Consider the following 14,832-nt stretch of genomic DNA (forward strand, 5'->3'; position numbering starts at 1 on the left):
ACACTCAACGCCGCCACAGCGCACTCAACGGACTACCACCCACCAGCCGACTGTGACCAACCTGCTGGCCGAGTACAGCTAGGGCTCGAGAAGCCCGCCATCGGGCAGCGGCCGTTGGCAGATCGCGTGCGCTTCGGCGGCGCTGAGCCCGAACAGCCGCAGCACGTTTTCGGTGACGACGTCGGCGGCGTGCGCGTCGTCGCGATCCGGATGGTGGCGCAACAGGTTTCCCAGGCCCAACAGCGCGCCGCCGGCCATGGCGAGGGCCAACTCGGGATCGTCGACGTCGAACCGCCCGGCGGCCACGCCCGCTTTGATATCGCGCAGCGCCCGCGGAGCCAAGCCCCGTTCCGACGTCAACAACTCCATTCCGTTGGCCAGTAGAATCTGGCTCTCCTGGGGCCTGCGCCGGAAGAGCCGGCCGGTGAGCCGGAAGCTGGTGGCGAAAGTCTCGGCCGGGTCCTCGATCGACTCGGTGAGCCGGTCCAACATCGACCCGTAGGCGTCGAGCACGTCGGCCACCGCGGCCTCGAACAGCTGCTCCTTGCTGTCGAAGTGGTTGTAGAAGGACCCCATCCCGACGTCGGCGGCCTGGGTGATCTCGAGGACGGGCACGTTGACCTTGCCGTCGGCGATCAGTTGCTGTGCCGCTTTGACCAGCGCAGCCCGGGTGCGCCGCTTGCGCCGTTCCAGCCGGTTGGCCGGCTCCGCCATCGCGCTCATGACCAGCAGTATGCATCAGTAATGAAGATTCCGTCAGACTCTTGACTGAACGTTGTCTCGTATGTGACGATTTCGTCAGTTACCTTTGGGAGTGGTCATGGATCTGACGAAGAACGCGCGCGACCACGCGCACAGCGAGCAGGGCGCGCGGCCCGGCGAGCATCCCGGCCGGTCCCGCAACCCGGTGATCAAAGTCGCCGACATCGCGTGGTTGGAGTTCGAGCGGCCGGATATGTCGCGAGCCGAGGCGTTCGCCCGGGCGTTCGGCTTCCACGCGGCGCAACACGGGCCCGACGAACTGCAACTGCGCGGGACCCGGGCCGGCGCGCCATGCGTCATCGTGCGTCGCGGACCGCGCAGCCGCTTCACCGGGGCGGCGTTCCGGGCGTCCGACGAGGCGGACGTGCTCCGGCTGGCGGCCCACGCCGACGCACCCGTTCGGCCGCTGCCGGAGACCATCGGCGGGCGCTCGGTCGACCTGACCGACCCGAGCGGCATACGCGTCCGCGTCGTCGCCGGCATGCACGAACTCCCCGAACTGCCGGGCCAGGCCGTCCACGACTTCAACTTCGGACGCGACGTGCGGCGCACCAACACCGGCCAGCGTCCCCCACGAGTTCCCGCTCAAGTGCAGCGCCTGGGCCACCTGGTGCTGCAGTCGACCAAGTACCTCGAGACGCTGAACTGGTACCTGGACAACCTGGGCATGATCGTCAGCGATTTCCTGTACTTCCCCGGTCAGCGCGACCGGGGGCCGACCATGAGCTTCATCCGGTGCGACCGGGGGTCGACACCCGCCGATCACCACACGCTGGCGATGGCCCTGGGTCCGGCCAACCGCTACGTCCATTCGGCGTATCAGGTCAGCGATCTCGACGCGCTGGCCGCTGGCGGCGAATACCTCGGCGCGCGAGGCTATTCCAGGTCCTGGGGAATCGGCAGGCATATCCAGGGCAGCCAGATTTTCGACTACTGGCGCGACCCCGACGGTTACCTGTTCGAACACTTCACCGATGGCGACCTGTTCGATGACACGCTGGACCCGGGCTGGGCGCCCTTCACCGCATCCGGGCTGGCCCAGTGGGGGCCGCCGGCCACCAGGGATTTTCTCGGCGCCGACGCGAAATCGGCTCCCGGAGAATTACTTTCGATGATCGCAGCGCTGCGCGCGCACAATGAGTTCGATATCAAACGCCTGATCGGCCTACTGAAAGTGCCCACCTCATGACCCTCTCCGTGCTGCACACCGCCTCCGAAGCCGGCCATGCGTGGTGGCTCAAATCCGCCCAGGGCGCCGCCCGGATCGAGACCGCGGCCACCAGCACCGCCGCGCTGCTGGCCGACCGGGCCGCGATCGAACGGGCCGCCGCCAGCACCGATCTCGTCGCGGTCGATACCCTCGCGCTGATTTCACCGGTCACCCGACCGTGCCGGGTCATCGCCCAGATGACCAACTTCGAGTCGCACGTCAAAGACGCCGGAATGGATCCGGCGTCCATCCCGCTCACCTTCTTCCGCAAGGCCTCGGCGTCCATCAACGGCCCGTTCGACGACATCGTCAAACCCCGCCACGTCCGCTTTCTCGACTACGAAGTGGAGATCGGGTTGGTGATCGGCCGTCCGATCCCGGTCGGCACCACCATCTCCGACGCCAACCTCGGTGAATTCATCGCCGGGTTGGTCGTCACCAACGACGTGTCGGCGCGGGATATTCAACTCCCGCAGACCCAGTTCTACGAGGCCAAGTCGTATCCGACCTTCACACCCGTCGGCCCGGAGCTGGTGCTGCTCACCGCCGATGAACTCAAGCGCTTCGGCGATCTTCGGCTGCGGCTGAGTGTCAATGGCCACGAACGGCAAAACGCCCTCGTCGAGGGCGACATGCTGTACCGGCCGCTGGAGGCGCTGCAGTCGCTCACCCAGTTCCAGGAACTCGCCCCGGGGGACCTGGTCCTCACCGGCACTCCCGCGGGCACCGCGCTGAGCGCCCCGGCGAAGCCCATGCAGCTCATCGGAAACCTGTTGCCGCCGGCCGTCAAATGGAAGATGTTCTTCTCGCGGCAGGAGGCCAATCCCAAATACCTGCATGACGGTGACGTGGTCGCGGCGTCGGTGGCCACCGACGACGGAACCATCGACCTCGGAACACAGCGCACCACAATCCGATTCGCGTGACCATGACCCGGGTTCCCGTCGTCATCGTCGGCGCCGGCCCGACCGGCGTCACCGCCGCCACGCTGCTGGCGCAGTACGGCGTGCACTGCCTGGTGCTCGACCGGTGGCCCGGCGTGTACCCGCAACCGCGCGCGGTGCACCTGGACGACGAGATCTATCGAATCATCGCCCGCCTCGGGCTGGCCGACGAATTCGCCGCGATATCGCGGCCGACGCTGGGCCTGCGGTTGGTGGACAACCGGTTTCGGACGCTTGCCGAGTTCAACCGCGACCCCGGTGGCAGTGTGCACGGCTTCCCGCAGGCCAACATGTTCGACCAGCCGGAACTGGAAGCCCTGCTGCGGACCAACCTCGACCGCCACCCCAACGCCCGACTCCGGGGGGACGCCGAGGTCACCGACATCACGGCGGCCGGAACACACATCCGGGTCACCTTCACCGACCGCTCCGACGGCCGCGTTCATCACGTCGACGCCGACTACCTGCTCGGCTGCGACGGCGCCAATAGCTTGGTGCGCGCCAAGATCGGCTCGGCCATGCGGGATTTGAACTTCGAGCAGCGCTGGCTGGTGGTCGACATCGCCAGCGACGCGGACCTGGGCCAATGGGATGGGGTGCACCAGGTGTGCGACCCGAAACGCGCGGGCACCTACATGCGAATCGGGCCGGGCCGGTACCGGTGGGAGTTCCGGCTGCTGGCCGGCGAAACCGCGAACGACTTCGGCGCCCTGGAGCGGCTGCGGCCGCTGATCATGCCATGGACCAGCGCCGTGCCCGCCAGCGCGCTGACGCTCTTGCGGGTCGCCGAGTACACCTTCCGAGCCCAGATCGCCGACCGCTGGCGCCGTGGGAACGTGTTTCTCCTCGGCGACGCGGCGCACCTCACTCCCCCGTTCATCGGCCAGGGCATGGGGGCGGGCCTGCGGGACGCGGCCAACCTCGCGTGGAAGATCGCCGGAGTCCACCTCGGCACCCTGGCGCCCGACGTGCTGGAAACCTATGAGCGGGAACGCAAGCCTCATGCCCGATCCATGATCCGGTTGGCGCTGGGCATCGGCTGGGCGATGACGGGCGGTGGCCGCCTGGGCGACGGGGTGCGCCGGGCGGTGTTGCCGCGGTTGCGGCTCATCCCTGGCCTCCGCGAGAAGGTCGTCGATTCGAAAACGCCGGCGCTGCGTCGTTCCGCGTGGGTGTGCGCGTCCCGACAACCACGCCGGCTCGCCGGCACGCTGTGCCCGAATCCGCGCGTAGGCCAGGGAATTCGCTTGGATGACGCGCTCGGCGCCGGTTTCGCGTTGATCACCACCGCCCGCCCCACCGCGGCCGATGAGGCGGCGCTGCGGCGGCGAAATGTCGCCGTGTTGGTGGCCGACGCCGACAGCCCGCTGGGGTCATGGCTGCGCCGCGGGCGTGCCAGCGCCGCGCTGGTGCGCCCCGACCGGACCGTGGCGCGGGCCGGCCGGGATCTCGCCGCCCTCTGTGGGTGGGCGGCCACCGCCCTTGCGGCCGGAAAGGATCAGTCGGACGCCGGCGGCCGGGCGACGATCACGGGGATGCGGACCGAGTGCAAGACCGAGTTGCTGACCGAACCCAGCAGTATGCCCGAGAGCCCGCCCCGGCCGTGACTGCCGACGACGAGAAGCTGGGCGGTCTTGGACTGTTCGGCGAGCTGACGGGCCGGCCCGTCCCGGACGACCAACCGATGCACGGTCACATCGGGATAGCGCTCCTGCCAGCCGGCCAGGTTTTCGGCGAGGCTGCGATGAGCTTCCGCTTCCAGTGACGACCAATCCGCTTCCGGGAGTTCGCTTATCGCGATGTCACTCCACGCGTGCAGGGCCACCAGATCGACACCGCGCCGGGAGGCCTCGTCGAACGCGATTGCGGTAGCGAGCCCGGAAGCCGGCGACCCGTCGACGCCCAGCAGGACGGGAGCGTTGGGCGCTTCCGGTTGGTCGGGGACGTCGGCGCCATGGACGACGGCGACCGGACAATTGGCGTGCCGCACCACGGTGGCACTGACCGACCCGAGGACGCCCCGGGCCAGCAGGCCCCGCCCGGCCGTGCCCACGACGACCATCGCCGCCTCGTCGGACATCTTGATCAGCGCCAGCGCCGGGCTGGAGTACACGAGTTCCCTGTTGATGGTGATCTTCGCATCCGCCGGCAGCGACTCCTCGGCGAGCTTGATCGCGTGCATGATCGCCTTCTTGCCCTCGTCCTCCAGCCGCACGACGAGAGATTCGGGGTACGGGACCGGTGGAAAGGTGGCGGTGGGGGTCGTCACCGCGTGCACGACGGTGAGTGGAATCTTTCGCAGGGCCGCCTCGTGGGCGGCCCAGGTGGCGGCGGCATTCGATGCCGGCGAGCCGTCGACCGCGACGACGATGCCGCGCTGTTGGTCAGGTGCTGACATTTCGTTCTCCCTCCATCACCAGCGACGCTATTGACGCGCGACGCCGCCGGTCGTGAGGCTTAAGTCCCTAACCAACGGGACGGAGGGCTTTGTCGTCGATGAGTTAAGACGGCCGTAACGCCATGGTCACCCGCCGGTCAGCTCCGTCACGAAGTCGATGAGTTCCTCGACCCGACTGATCAGTGCCGGCTCGAGGTCGTTCCAGTCGCGCACCCGCGACCGGATATGCCGCCAGGCCCTGCCGATGTCCGCCTGGCCGGCGTGCGGCAGGCCGAGCGCCCGGCACGCGCCGTGCTTCCACTCGATGTGTCGCGGCACGTCCGGCCACGCCGTCAGGCCCAGCCGCTGGGGTTTTACGGCCTGCCAGATGTCGACGTAGGGGTGGCCGACCACCAGGGTGTCACCGCCGCCCGGTCCGCGCCGCACCGCCTCGGCGATCCGCGCCTCCTTCGAACCCGCGACCAGGTGGTCGACGAGCACACCAAGCCGACGCCCCGGACCCGGGGCGAACTCGGCGACGATGTCCACCAGGTCGTCGACGCCGCCGAGGTGCTCGACGACGACCCCCTCGATGCGCAGGTCCTCACCCCACACCTGCGCGATCAGCTCGGCGTCGTGACGGCCCTCGACGTAAATCCGGCTGGCGCGGGCGACGCGGGCGCGCGCGCCCGGCACCGAGACCGAACCCGACGCCGTCCGCGCCGCGGCGGTGGGCGCCGCGCGACGCGGCGCGGTAAGGATCACCGGGCGACCGTCGATCAAATACCCAGGGCCCAAAGGGAAACCACGCACGTGTCCGCGCCGGTCCTCCAGGTCGACCCGGCCGTACTCGACCCGCACCACCGCACCGACGTACCCCGTCTCGACGTCCTCGACCACCAGGCCCGGTTCGGCCGGCTGCTCGGTCGAACGGGGCTTGCGCCGGCCCGCGGCGAGGACATCGGTTCCGTAGCGATCAATCACGCGGCAATCCTAGAAAGCCTTGCGGCCAAACGCCGTTACGGCGCGCCCGGCAAAGCGGCATCGTGGCGAAGATCGCGCGTGCCGCCGCCCGGCAATCCGCGTGTAAAAAATGCGTTTTAACTGTGTGGCGTTACTGAGCTGATCGCGTTGGCGATGGTACGTTGCTACCGGTAAGGCTGCCGCTAATTCTTACAACGCGGCGGTGAGCGAGGTGGGACTATGGACCTGGCCCTTTGGGTGTCGAGCATCGTGGCTTTCGTGCGGGCCGGTTACCCCGCCGGCATGCCCACGACCGGATATGCCCCCCTGGCGGCCCTGGCTCGGCGGCGCCTGTGTAACGACGAGATCACCGCCATCGCAAGCAAACTCATGAGGCGGCAATTCTGGCCGATCAGCCGCATTGATATCGGCGTGGAAATCACCCGGGTCACCAACCAGTTGCCGTTGCCGGCCGACGTCGCGCGCATCGAACATCGCCTCAATGAGATCCGCTGCGCGCGTGGATAAGCGCCGCCACGGCCGCTGACTCCGCTACGGCGCGCCTTTCGACGGGCCACCGCACGCCGCCAGGTAATCCGGGTAGCTCCAGGTCCGCAGAAAATCCCGGCCCGCCTGCAGTCCCCGTTGGTAGAGGCCGTCGCGCTGCTCGGCGGTGATGTCGAAGTCGATCGGGCTGACGTCCTCGGCGGGAACGAAGATGGTGCGCCGAACGGTGCACGGGTCGTCGATATAGGCGTTGTCCTGATTGCTCACCAGCGTTTCGATCGCTGCGATGCCCAACGAGACCGGCCCATGAACCGGGTGGGTCGGCGGGATGCCGGGCCGCGCCGACAGCCGGATCCCGAACGTCGGCCATCGCGGCTGCGCGCCGGGGCGATCGAAAAGCTCCACCGGAAAGTCCGATAACAAGCCACCGTCGACCCAGGTGGCGCTGCCGACCCGGACGGGTTCGAACACAAAGGGAATCGCCGATGAAGCGTGCACCGCGCGGGCCACCGGAAAGTCGTCGGGGTCGATGCCGTAGGAACCGAGGTCCCACGGGATGCGCACCAGCCGGCGCCGGGACAGGTCGCTGGCCGTCACCACGAGCGACCAGGCGAACTGGTCAGGTTCCTCGCCCGTGCGAAGATCGCCGAACGTCCGGACTCCCAAGTCCGCGAGCAGACCGGCTAGCAGCCGTTCCAAGTAGGCGCCGCGGTAGACCCCGTCGGACACCAGCAGCGACAGTCCCCCACCGATCAGCGGCACGTGTCCGATCAAATTGCGGTCCAGGAACTTTCGGTAGTCGATGGACCGCATCACTTCCGCGAGCCGGGTCAGCGGTTCACCCGCGACCTGCAGCGCCGCGACCAGCGACGCCACGACCGCGCCCGCGCTGCTGCCCGCGACGCGGGGAAACCGGTAACCGGCGTCGGCCAGCGCGTCGACCGCGCCGACCAGGCCGATCCCCCGGACACCGCCACCTTCACACACCAGATCGGCGCGGCTCACGCTCATGGCCCTACCCCCTCAACCGATTCGCCGGCCATCCACACCGAAGAAGTGCAAATGCCCCGGCTCTGGATGTAACCGCACCCGGCTGCCCTTTTCGGGGGGCCGTCGGCCGTCGGCGCGCGCAACGACGGGTTGGTCGATGACCTTGCCGGAGCCGGTGATTCGGCCATACACGTAGGCGTCCGCGCCGAGCTCCTCGACCACGTCGACCTCCATCTCGACTCCCAGCCCGCCCAGCTCGAAGTGTTCGGGGCGGACCCCGACGACGACTTCGCTCGCGCTGCCGGCGAGGTCGCGCGGCAGCGGGATGCGCCAATCCCCCAACGACACAGCGGAATCGATGATCGGCAGGGTGAACAAATTCATCGCCGGCGATCCGATGAAGCCCGCGACGAAGACGTTGACCGGGTTGCGGTACAGCTCACGCGGCGCGGCGAACTGTTGCAGCACGCCGTCGCGCAGGACGGCGACGCGGTCGCCCATGGTCATCGCCTCGACCTGGTCGTGGGTGACGTAGACGGTCGTGGTTCCCAGGCGCCGTTGCAGTGCCGCGATCTGGTTGCGGGTCTGCACGCGCAGTTTGGCGTCCAGGTTCGACAACGGCTCGTCCATCAGGAAGACCTGCGGGCGGCGCACGATCGCACGTCCCATCGCCACCCGCTGGCGTTGCCCACCCGAGAGGTCCTTGGGTTTGCGGTCCAGATACGGCTGCAGGTCAAGCAGTTTCGCTGCGTCCAGCACGCGGTCGCGGATCTGCGCCTTCGGCGTCTTGGCGATCTTCAAGGCGAAGCCCATGTTCTGCGCGACCGTCATGTGCGGATAGAGGGCATAGTTCTGGAAGACCATGGCGACATCGCGGTCCTTGGGATCGACGGTGGTGACGTCGCGGTCGCCGATCCGGATGCGCCCGGAGTCCAGCGATTCCAGCCCGGCCACCATCCGCAACGAGGTCGTCTTCCCGCATCCCGAAGGGCCGACCAGGACAACGAATTCGCCGTCCCCGACCTCCAAATCGAGGCTGTCCAAGGCCGGACGGTCCGTCCCGGGGTAGCGGCGCGTCGCTTGCTCGAAGGTCACCGAGGCCATGGCTTAACCGTTGAGTCCCGTGACGGCGATGCCCCTGACAAAGGAGCGCTGCGCGACCGCATAGATGATGACCAACGGCAACATGATCACCATCGACGCGGCCATGATTATCGGCCAGCGCGCGACATACTCGCCCCGCAGCCGAACCAACCCGAGGGTCAGCGTGGCCAGGCTGTTGCGCTGCAGCATCAGCAGCGGCCACAGGAAGTCGTTCCAGACGTTGACCCAGGTGAGCACCGCCAGCACCATCACCGCGGGACGGGCGTGCGGCAACAGGATTCGCCAATAGATCTGCCACGGCGAACAACCGTCGAGTATCGCCGCCTCCTCCAGGTCGGTGGGCAGCGTCCGAAAGAACTGACGCATCAGGTAGGTGCCGAACGCGCTGCCGAACAGGCCCGGCACGATCATCGACCACGGGGTGTCTACCCACCCGACGGTCCGCATCAGGATGAACTGCGGGATCACGGTCACGGTCAGCGGCACCATCAGCGTGCCCAGGTATAGCACGAACAGCGTGTCACGCCCGCGAAATTGCAGCCGCGCGAACGCGTATCCGGCCAACGAGCAGAAGAAGACCTGGCCGGCGGTCACGCAGCCGGCGTACAGCACGGTGTTGAAGAACATGCGCGCGAACGGCAGCAACGAGAACACCTCGGCGTAATTGGACCAGCGCGGGTGCGCCGGCAACAGCCTCGGCTCGGTGATCTCACCTTCCCGCTTCAGCGAGCCGGACACCGCCCAGGCGATGGGAAACAGCCAACACCAGGCGATGGCGATCAGCGCGCTGTAGACCAGCACACCACGCATGGCGTTGCGCGTGAACAACCGCTCAGCTGAGGCCACGAGATGTCTCCCAGGTCCGCCGGCGACTGATCCGCAGCTGCACCACGGTCAGCACCAGCAAGATCGCGAACATCACCCACGCCAGCGCCGACGAGTACCCGAATTCCAGGAACGAGAAGGCGTGCTGGAACAGCATGATGCCCAGGACGTACGTGGCGCTTTCGGGGCCGCCGTTCGCGCCGTTGAGGACGTAAACCATGTCAAATGCCTGGAATGCGTGGATGATCGAGATGACGCACACAAAGGATATCGATCCACGGATCAGCGGGACCGTGATGGACACGAACTGACGTATCTCGCCCGCCCCGTCTATCCGGGCGGCCTCGTAAACCGTCTCGGGGACCCCCTGCATCGCCGCCAGCAGGATGACCGTGGCGAACGGCACGCTGCGCCAGACGCTGACGACGCACAGCGAGGCCATCGCCCAATGGGGTTCGACCAGCCACGGGACCGGGCCGATTCCCACCCAGCCCAGCATGATGTTGAGCAGCCCGTTGTCGGTGTTGAACACGAACTGCCATACGACCGCCATCACCACCGACGAGATCGCCAGCGGCAGAAAGACGATGGTGCGGAAAACGCCGATGCCCCTGACCTTACGGTTCAGCACGCCGGCAACCACCAGGCTGACGACGATGGTCGGCACGACCGTTCCGAGGGTGAAGATGACGGTGTTGCGGATGGCGATCAGGAAGAGCGGGTCCGAGGTGAACAGCTCTTGGAAGTTCTTCAGGCCCACGAACTTCGGCGGCGTGAAGACGTCCCACCGCTGAAAGCTCATGTACAGCGAGAAACCCAGGGGAAACAGCATGAACACCGCGACGGCGGCCAGGTTCGGCGCCACGAAAAGGCGGCCGGCCCAGGCGCGCCGTCGCCACGGGCCCGCTCCCCCGGCAGCGTTGCGGCTGGCTGCCCCGGGCGCCGGGGCGGTGTCGACCGATGTCATGGGTTGCGCAGCACCTCGTCGATGGCGGGCGACAGACCGGCCAGGGACGTCGCGGGCCGTGATCCGCGCAGGACGGGTCCGAAGCTGCGGTCCATCAAGGCGACGATCTTCTCCCACGCCGGGGTGACCGGTAACCCTTCGGAGTACGCGGGTCCCTGCGTGAGCACGCCGAGGTTGCCGATGTTGCGGTGGGCCTTGGCGAACCTTGGCGAGTCGAGCGCGGAATGCAGCACCGGAACGAAAAGGCTGGACTCACCGATCAGCGCCTGGCCGACGGGCCCGGTCGCGAATTTGACGAATTCCCATGCCTCGTCTTTGCGTTGGCTGCTCGCGGAGATGGCCAGTCCGGTGGAACCGATGTCGGAATGGGCGGGTTGCCCCTGTCGCCGCGGCCCGACCGGCAGCGAGGCGACATCGAAATCCAGGCCGTCGGCCCGGATGAACGTCTGGTATCGCCAGTGCCCGCCCATGGCCATCGCCGCCCTGCCGGTCGCGAACAGGTCGGGGGTGGACATGGACTGCACCTCGGACGCATTGGGCGCGACCTTGTGTTTGTGGGCCAGGTCGGCGTAGAACTGCACCGCCTCGATGAAACCGTCGTTGTCGAAGTTGAAATGGGTCGGGTTCTTCAGCGGCGTGGACCAGGGCACCCCGTTGTTCATGGCGAACAACCCCGCCGAATAGTACGAGAACCACATGTTCACGAAGCCCCACTGGGTAACCCGTCCGGAACGATCCCGCTTGGTCAGGGCGGTGGCGGCGTTCAGGAAGTCCGTGAAGGACCACGGCCGCTCCCACGTGCCGGGCGGGGGCGGCACCCCGGCGTCGGCGAACAACCGCTTGTTGTAGAAGAGGTAGTTTCCGGACCACTGCTCCGGGAAGGCGTATTGACCGCCCTCGAAGGTGAAGGCGTCATACAGCGACCCGATGCCGTCCGCCTTCAGTTCGGCCGCGAACCCCGGATCGCGCGCCAGCATGGTGTTGAGGTCCAGCAGCACGCCCCGGGCGGCCAACTCGGCGTAGGTGAGGTCCCACGCCATCAGCACGTCCGGGCACTTGCCACCGGCACAGAACGTCGACAGTTGCTGCATCACGCCCGGGGCCGACAGCACCGGGCGAACCTTGATGTCCGGGTGACGGCGGGCAAACTCGTCGACGATGCGGATCCTGGCGTCGCGTTCGTCGGGGTTGGCCGCGAAGAAGAACGTCAACGCGTCCTCTTCGGGAGCGCAGCCGCCGCTCCACGGCACCAGCGATGCCGCGGCGAGTGCGCCGGCACCGCGCAGCACGCCGCGCCGCGCGAACGGCTTATCGAGCATGGCGCTCCCGTTCTCGCCCCGTTGCCGGCCGCACGGCCGGCGGTGTCTGATGTCCTTGGTACCCGATGCGGCTGTGATGTTGCTGGACCGGCCAGCGCGGCAGCGTCAACGCAGCCCGTCCGACGCGGTCGGGATCCCCGGTGATGTCGATCGCGTGGATGCGGTCATCGGTCCCGATGGCGATCAGCAACATCGCCTCAGCGCGTCCATGCGGCGCCAGGACGATGCCCGGCACCCCGTCGATGAGCATCACCACACCGGCGCGGGCCCGCTGGGCGAATCGGCGGGTTTCCTCCGCGACCTGCGTGGCCCCGCGCAGCTCGGTCGGCACGCCGTCGGGAACCAGCGCCTCCTCGACGGTGCGCAGCGCGTCCGGAGCCAGCAGCTCGAGCAGGCAGCCGATGTCGCCACCGCGCGACGCCGCGAGAAACGCCTCCACGATCTCGAGGTGCTTGGTCACGCGCCCGGGTTTTTCGCGCGGATCGGCTTGCAGCCGCCCACGCGCCCGGCTTGCCAGCTTCTTGGCGGCTTCCGGCGACCGGTCCAGCAGGCCGGCGATGTTTTCGAACGGCACCGCGAACACGTCATGCAGCACGAACGCGACGCGCTGCGCCGGCGAGAGCCGGTCGAGCACCACCAGCAGCGCATTGCTCACCGACTCCGTCAACAGCGTTTCCTCGTCCGCCGGTGCCGACGGGGCCGCGGCCAGTCGGTCCAGTTCGTCGGCGTCGGCCAACGGCTGTTCGGCGCGCCTCTTGCGACTCCGCAGCTGGTCGAGGGCTTCGCGGGCGGTGATCGTCGTGAACCAGCCGGTGAGGTTGTCGACGGCGCCGAAGTCGGCGCGGCTGGCCTTCAGCCATGCCGACTGAACCGCGTCGTCCGCGTCGGCCGCCGAGCCCAGCAGCTGGAAAGCGACCGACCTCAGGTGTCGGCGGTCCGCGTCGAAACGCTGCGCGAGATCGGTCAGGTTCTTCGGGGCGCTCATGGGTCACCTTTTCCGCACAGAAGCCGTCAAGAGATTGACCGCAACCATCGAGCTCTCTGTTGCAAAGGAGGCCAGCACCATGACCTTAACGATTGTGCGCCGCGGCGACCATCCGGCCCGCCACCGCAAAACCGGCTGTCCGGCAAGGGCTTGCCGCAGATGAACACCGCATACGTTCTGGTCACGCTGTTGACCGCCGCCGGCACCGCCGGCGTCGCCGTCGCCGACCTCGTCCCGGCGCAGTTCGTCCTGGCGAACTCGGCCGAAGTCGGGGTGCCGCGGTCGTGGCTGCCGGCGCTGGCGATGGTCAAACTGGCCGGCGCGGCCGGGCTGGTCGTGGGCCTGGTGGGCCCGCCGATGTTGGGCGTCGCGGCCGCCACCGGCCTGGTGCTGTTCTTCGTCGGCGCCGTGGTGACGCACCTGAGGGCCGGCGTCCTTTACAACATCGCGTTTCCGTTGGCATACCTGGGCATGTCGGTCGCGGCGCTGGCGCTGGCGCTGCTGCGTTGATCGCGGTCAGGCGGGGAAATACCGGATCCGTCGGATGGCGTCGCCCCGCGAGGCCATGTCGGCGAACAGGATCCCGCGCGCATGGCCGGAGTCGACCGAGACGGTGACCGTGGGGCCCGCGCCGACTACCTTGGTGGCCCGTGCGCCGTCCAGTCGCTCCACCAGCCCACCAAGGCCGAGCGCGTCGTGGTCGCCGAGAGTTATTGTGGCGCTTGGCGATAACGCGCCCCCGGCGACCGCCGGGTCTCCCCGCGCGGCCGCCCCCAGGAACGTCTGCACCCGTTTGCGGTGCCGCGCACCCGCTCGCCGGAATCCGGCCAGGAAGCCGGCCGTGCCACGCAGCCGCTGATTGATCAGCAGGCCCCGCGACAGCTGCAGCCCGGGCGAGACGGCGCGCGCCCCGGTTCGCAAGAATTGCAGCATCATCGCGGGCAGTTCCCAATAGGCCCGCAGTTCGCCAATGCGCCACTCGCCGTTGATGTTTCGCAGGTCGTATCGCAGGACTGCCGGAATGCGCATCGTGACGGCGGGGCCCATGGCGACCTCGAGCTCGAGGTCGCGCAGGGCGACGGTGCCGACGACGATGTCGAGGTCGCGGTGGAACGTGATGTCACGGGGACCGATGAAGGTGTCATAGAAGCGGCCGATCGCCTCGTGCCCGATGTGCGGCCGCGACCCGACCGGATCCTCGACGCGGCCGTCATCGGTGAACAGCGCCACCCATCCGGCGCGATCATGCGCGGCGGCGGCCCGCGGTGAGCGTTCGACGGCGGCGAGGAGTTGTTCCCGTGTCAGCTCGCTCACGATCCGCCGACCAGTTCGATGCCCGCGGACCGCATCTCCGCCAACGCCGCCGCGCCCGAATCCGCGCCGACGGCCGCGGTCAGGTCCACCAGCACCCTGGTGTGCAGGCCCGCCCGCGCGGCGTCCTCCGCCGTCCGCCGCACGCACTGGTCGGTGGCGATGCCGACCACATCCACCTGGTCGACCCCGCGCTGCCGCAACCAGTCCAGCAGCGGGGTGCCGGTGGGATCGACGCCTTCGAAGCCGCTGTATGCCGCGGAATAGTCCCCCTTGCGGAAGACCGCCTCGATGCGGCTGGTGTCGAGGTCGGGCCGGAAGTCGGCGCCGGGGCTTCCGGCGATGCAGTGCGGCGGCCACGACGACGAGTAATCCGGCCGGTCGGAGAAATGCTCGCCCGGCTGGATGTGAAAGTCCTGGGTTGCTACCACATGCTGGTAGCCCTGCTCGCCGGCCAGATAGTCGTTGATGGCGGGCGCCACGGCGGCGCCGCCGGTCACCGGCAGCGAGCCGCCCTCGCAGAAGTCGTTTTGCACGTCGACGATGATCAACGCCCTCACCCGATCCA

At 68.1% G+C, this 14,832-nt stretch carries 16 protein-coding genes; 5 read left to right on the forward strand and 11 right to left on the reverse strand.

Features of this window, described 5'->3' with window-relative positions; genetic code table 11:
* Positions 1 to 78: 78 nt before the first annotated feature.
* Complete coding sequence (locus A5730_RS07610) at positions 79 to 723, reverse strand: TetR/AcrR family transcriptional regulator (RefSeq protein WP_067897793.1); 645 nt, start codon at positions 721 to 723, stop codon at positions 79 to 81.
* Between the two features lie 97 nt (positions 724 to 820).
* Here A5730_RS07610 and A5730_RS07615 point away from each other — a divergent pair, with 97 nt between their 5' ends.
* The 3 genes from A5730_RS07615 to A5730_RS07625 are packed head-to-tail and all read left to right on the forward strand — an operon-like array spanning position 821 to position 4,523.
* Positions 821 to 1,951, forward strand: a complete 1,131-nt coding sequence (locus A5730_RS07615) for a VOC family protein (RefSeq protein ID WP_067897797.1) — start codon at positions 821 to 823, stop codon at positions 1,949 to 1,951.
* Positions 1,948 to 2,898 carry a fumarylacetoacetate hydrolase family protein gene (locus tag A5730_RS07620; protein WP_067897800.1) on the forward strand — a complete coding sequence of 317 codons (951 nt, stop codon included), beginning with the start codon at positions 1,948 to 1,950 and terminating at the stop codon, positions 2,896 to 2,898. The genes A5730_RS07615 and A5730_RS07620 overlap by 4 nt, the downstream gene beginning before the upstream one ends.
* A 2-nt stretch (positions 2,899 to 2,900) precedes the next feature.
* Entirely contained in the window at positions 2,901 to 4,523 is a 1,623-nt protein-coding gene (locus A5730_RS07625; protein WP_082946748.1) for a bifunctional 3-(3-hydroxy-phenyl)propionate/3-hydroxycinnamic acid hydroxylase, read from the forward strand.
* Here A5730_RS07625 and A5730_RS07630 read toward each other — a convergent pair.
* The gene (locus A5730_RS07630) at positions 4,415 to 5,314 is read right to left on the reverse strand and encodes a universal stress protein (RefSeq protein WP_067897806.1); all 900 of its coding nucleotides are present in this window, start codon (positions 5,312 to 5,314) and stop codon (positions 4,415 to 4,417) included. The genes A5730_RS07625 and A5730_RS07630 overlap by 109 nt on opposite strands.
* 126 nt (positions 5,315 to 5,440) lie before the next feature.
* Entirely contained in the window at positions 5,441 to 6,277 is an 837-nt protein-coding gene (locus A5730_RS07635; RefSeq protein ID WP_067897810.1) for a DUF3097 family protein, read from the reverse strand.
* Positions 6,278 to 6,496: 219 nt separating this feature from the next.
* Here A5730_RS07635 and A5730_RS07640 point away from each other — a divergent pair, with 219 nt between their 5' ends.
* Positions 6,497 to 6,784, forward strand: coding sequence for a DUF3349 domain-containing protein (locus A5730_RS07640; protein WP_055405008.1), 288 nt, complete (start codon positions 6,497 to 6,499; stop codon positions 6,782 to 6,784).
* 24 nt (positions 6,785 to 6,808) lie between these two features.
* Here A5730_RS07640 and A5730_RS07645 read toward each other — a convergent pair whose 3' ends face one another.
* Genes A5730_RS07645 through A5730_RS07670 form a run of 6 tightly spaced genes read right to left on the reverse strand, consistent with a single transcriptional unit; the run spans position 6,809 to position 12,953 of the window.
* Positions 6,809 to 7,774 carry a patatin-like phospholipase family protein gene (locus A5730_RS07645; RefSeq protein ID WP_067897813.1) on the reverse strand — a complete coding sequence of 322 codons (966 nt, stop codon included), beginning with the start codon at positions 7,772 to 7,774 and terminating at the stop codon, positions 6,809 to 6,811.
* 12 nt (positions 7,775 to 7,786) lie between these two features.
* The gene (locus A5730_RS07650; RefSeq protein ID WP_067815766.1) at positions 7,787 to 8,857 is read right to left on the reverse strand and encodes an ABC transporter ATP-binding protein; all 1,071 of its coding nucleotides are present in this window, start codon (positions 8,855 to 8,857) and stop codon (positions 7,787 to 7,789) included.
* 3 nt (positions 8,858 to 8,860) lie between these two features.
* Positions 8,861 to 9,667, reverse strand: a complete 807-nt coding sequence (locus A5730_RS07655; protein ID WP_067815769.1) for a carbohydrate ABC transporter permease — start codon at positions 9,665 to 9,667, stop codon at positions 8,861 to 8,863.
* A gap of 22 nt (positions 9,668 to 9,689) precedes the next feature.
* Positions 9,690 to 10,649: a carbohydrate ABC transporter permease gene (locus tag A5730_RS07660; RefSeq protein ID WP_067897816.1), complete on the reverse strand. Its 960-nt coding sequence runs from the start codon at positions 10,647 to 10,649 to the stop codon at positions 9,690 to 9,692.
* A complete protein-coding gene (locus A5730_RS07665; protein ID WP_067897819.1) occupies positions 10,646 to 11,968 on the reverse strand; it encodes a sugar ABC transporter substrate-binding protein in 1,323 nt (440 codons plus the stop codon). Before A5730_RS07665 ends, A5730_RS07660 begins: the two co-directional genes overlap by 4 nt.
* Positions 11,958 to 12,953 carry a sigma-70 family RNA polymerase sigma factor gene (locus A5730_RS07670; protein ID WP_067897821.1) on the reverse strand — a complete coding sequence of 332 codons (996 nt, stop codon included), beginning with the start codon at positions 12,951 to 12,953 and terminating at the stop codon, positions 11,958 to 11,960. The genes A5730_RS07665 and A5730_RS07670 overlap by 11 nt, the downstream gene beginning before the upstream one ends.
* A 159-nt stretch (positions 12,954 to 13,112) precedes the next feature.
* Between A5730_RS07670 and A5730_RS07675 the strand changes: the two genes are divergently transcribed.
* Positions 13,113 to 13,463 (forward strand): DoxX family protein, encoded by a 351-nt coding sequence (locus A5730_RS07675; RefSeq protein WP_067897824.1) that lies wholly within the window; start codon positions 13,113 to 13,115, stop codon positions 13,461 to 13,463.
* Positions 13,464 to 13,469: 6 nt separating this feature from the next.
* Here the strand turns inward: A5730_RS07675 and A5730_RS07680 are convergent, their stop codons facing one another.
* Together A5730_RS07680 and pncA are read right to left on the reverse strand one after the other, a co-directional pair.
* Positions 13,470 to 14,270, reverse strand: a complete 801-nt coding sequence (locus A5730_RS07680; protein WP_067897986.1) for a ketosteroid isomerase family protein — start codon at positions 14,268 to 14,270, stop codon at positions 13,470 to 13,472.
* On the reverse strand, positions 14,264 to 14,824 hold the full coding sequence (pncA, locus tag A5730_RS07685; RefSeq protein ID WP_156745726.1) for a pyrazinamidase PncA: 561 nt from the start codon (positions 14,822 to 14,824) through the stop codon (positions 14,264 to 14,266). The genes A5730_RS07680 and pncA overlap by 7 nt, the downstream gene beginning before the upstream one ends.
* Positions 14,825 to 14,832 lie beyond the last annotated feature (8 nt).

This window comes from Mycobacterium sp. ACS4054 (assembly GCF_001667275.1).
GTDB lineage: Bacteria > Actinomycetota > Actinomycetes > Mycobacteriales > Mycobacteriaceae > Mycobacterium.

Coding starts and splice junctions, on each gene's coding strand:
- A5730_RS07625 (WP_082946748.1), top strand. CDS start 2,901: ATGACCCGGGTTCCCGTCGTCATCGTCGGCGCCGGCCCGACCGGCGTC.
- A5730_RS07630 (WP_067897806.1), bottom strand. CDS start 5,314: ATGTCAGCACCTGACCAACAGCGCGGCATCGTCGTCGCGGTCGACGGC.
- A5730_RS07650 (WP_067815766.1), bottom strand. CDS start 8,857: ATGGCCTCGGTGACCTTCGAGCAAGCGACGCGCCGCTACCCCGGGACG.
- A5730_RS07655 (WP_067815769.1), bottom strand. CDS start 9,667: ATGCGTGGTGTGCTGGTCTACAGCGCGCTGATCGCCATCGCCTGGTGT.
- A5730_RS07640 (WP_055405008.1), top strand. CDS start 6,497: ATGGACCTGGCCCTTTGGGTGTCGAGCATCGTGGCTTTCGTGCGGGCC.
- A5730_RS07660 (WP_067897816.1), bottom strand. CDS start 10,649: ATGACATCGGTCGACACCGCCCCGGCGCCCGGGGCAGCCAGCCGCAAC.
- A5730_RS07675 (WP_067897824.1), top strand. CDS start 13,113: ATGAACACCGCATACGTTCTGGTCACGCTGTTGACCGCCGCCGGCACC.
- A5730_RS07670 (WP_067897821.1), bottom strand. CDS start 12,953: ATGAGCGCCCCGAAGAACCTGACCGATCTCGCGCAGCGTTTCGACGCG.
- A5730_RS07610 (WP_067897793.1), bottom strand. CDS start 723: ATGAGCGCGATGGCGGAGCCGGCCAACCGGCTGGAACGGCGCAAGCGG.
- A5730_RS07645 (WP_067897813.1), bottom strand. CDS start 7,774: ATGAGCGTGAGCCGCGCCGATCTGGTGTGTGAAGGTGGCGGTGTCCGG.
- A5730_RS07620 (WP_067897800.1), top strand. CDS start 1,948: ATGACCCTCTCCGTGCTGCACACCGCCTCCGAAGCCGGCCATGCGTGG.
- A5730_RS07665 (WP_067897819.1), bottom strand. CDS start 11,968: ATGCTCGATAAGCCGTTCGCGCGGCGCGGCGTGCTGCGCGGTGCCGGC.
- A5730_RS07615 (WP_067897797.1), top strand. CDS start 821: ATGGATCTGACGAAGAACGCGCGCGACCACGCGCACAGCGAGCAGGGC.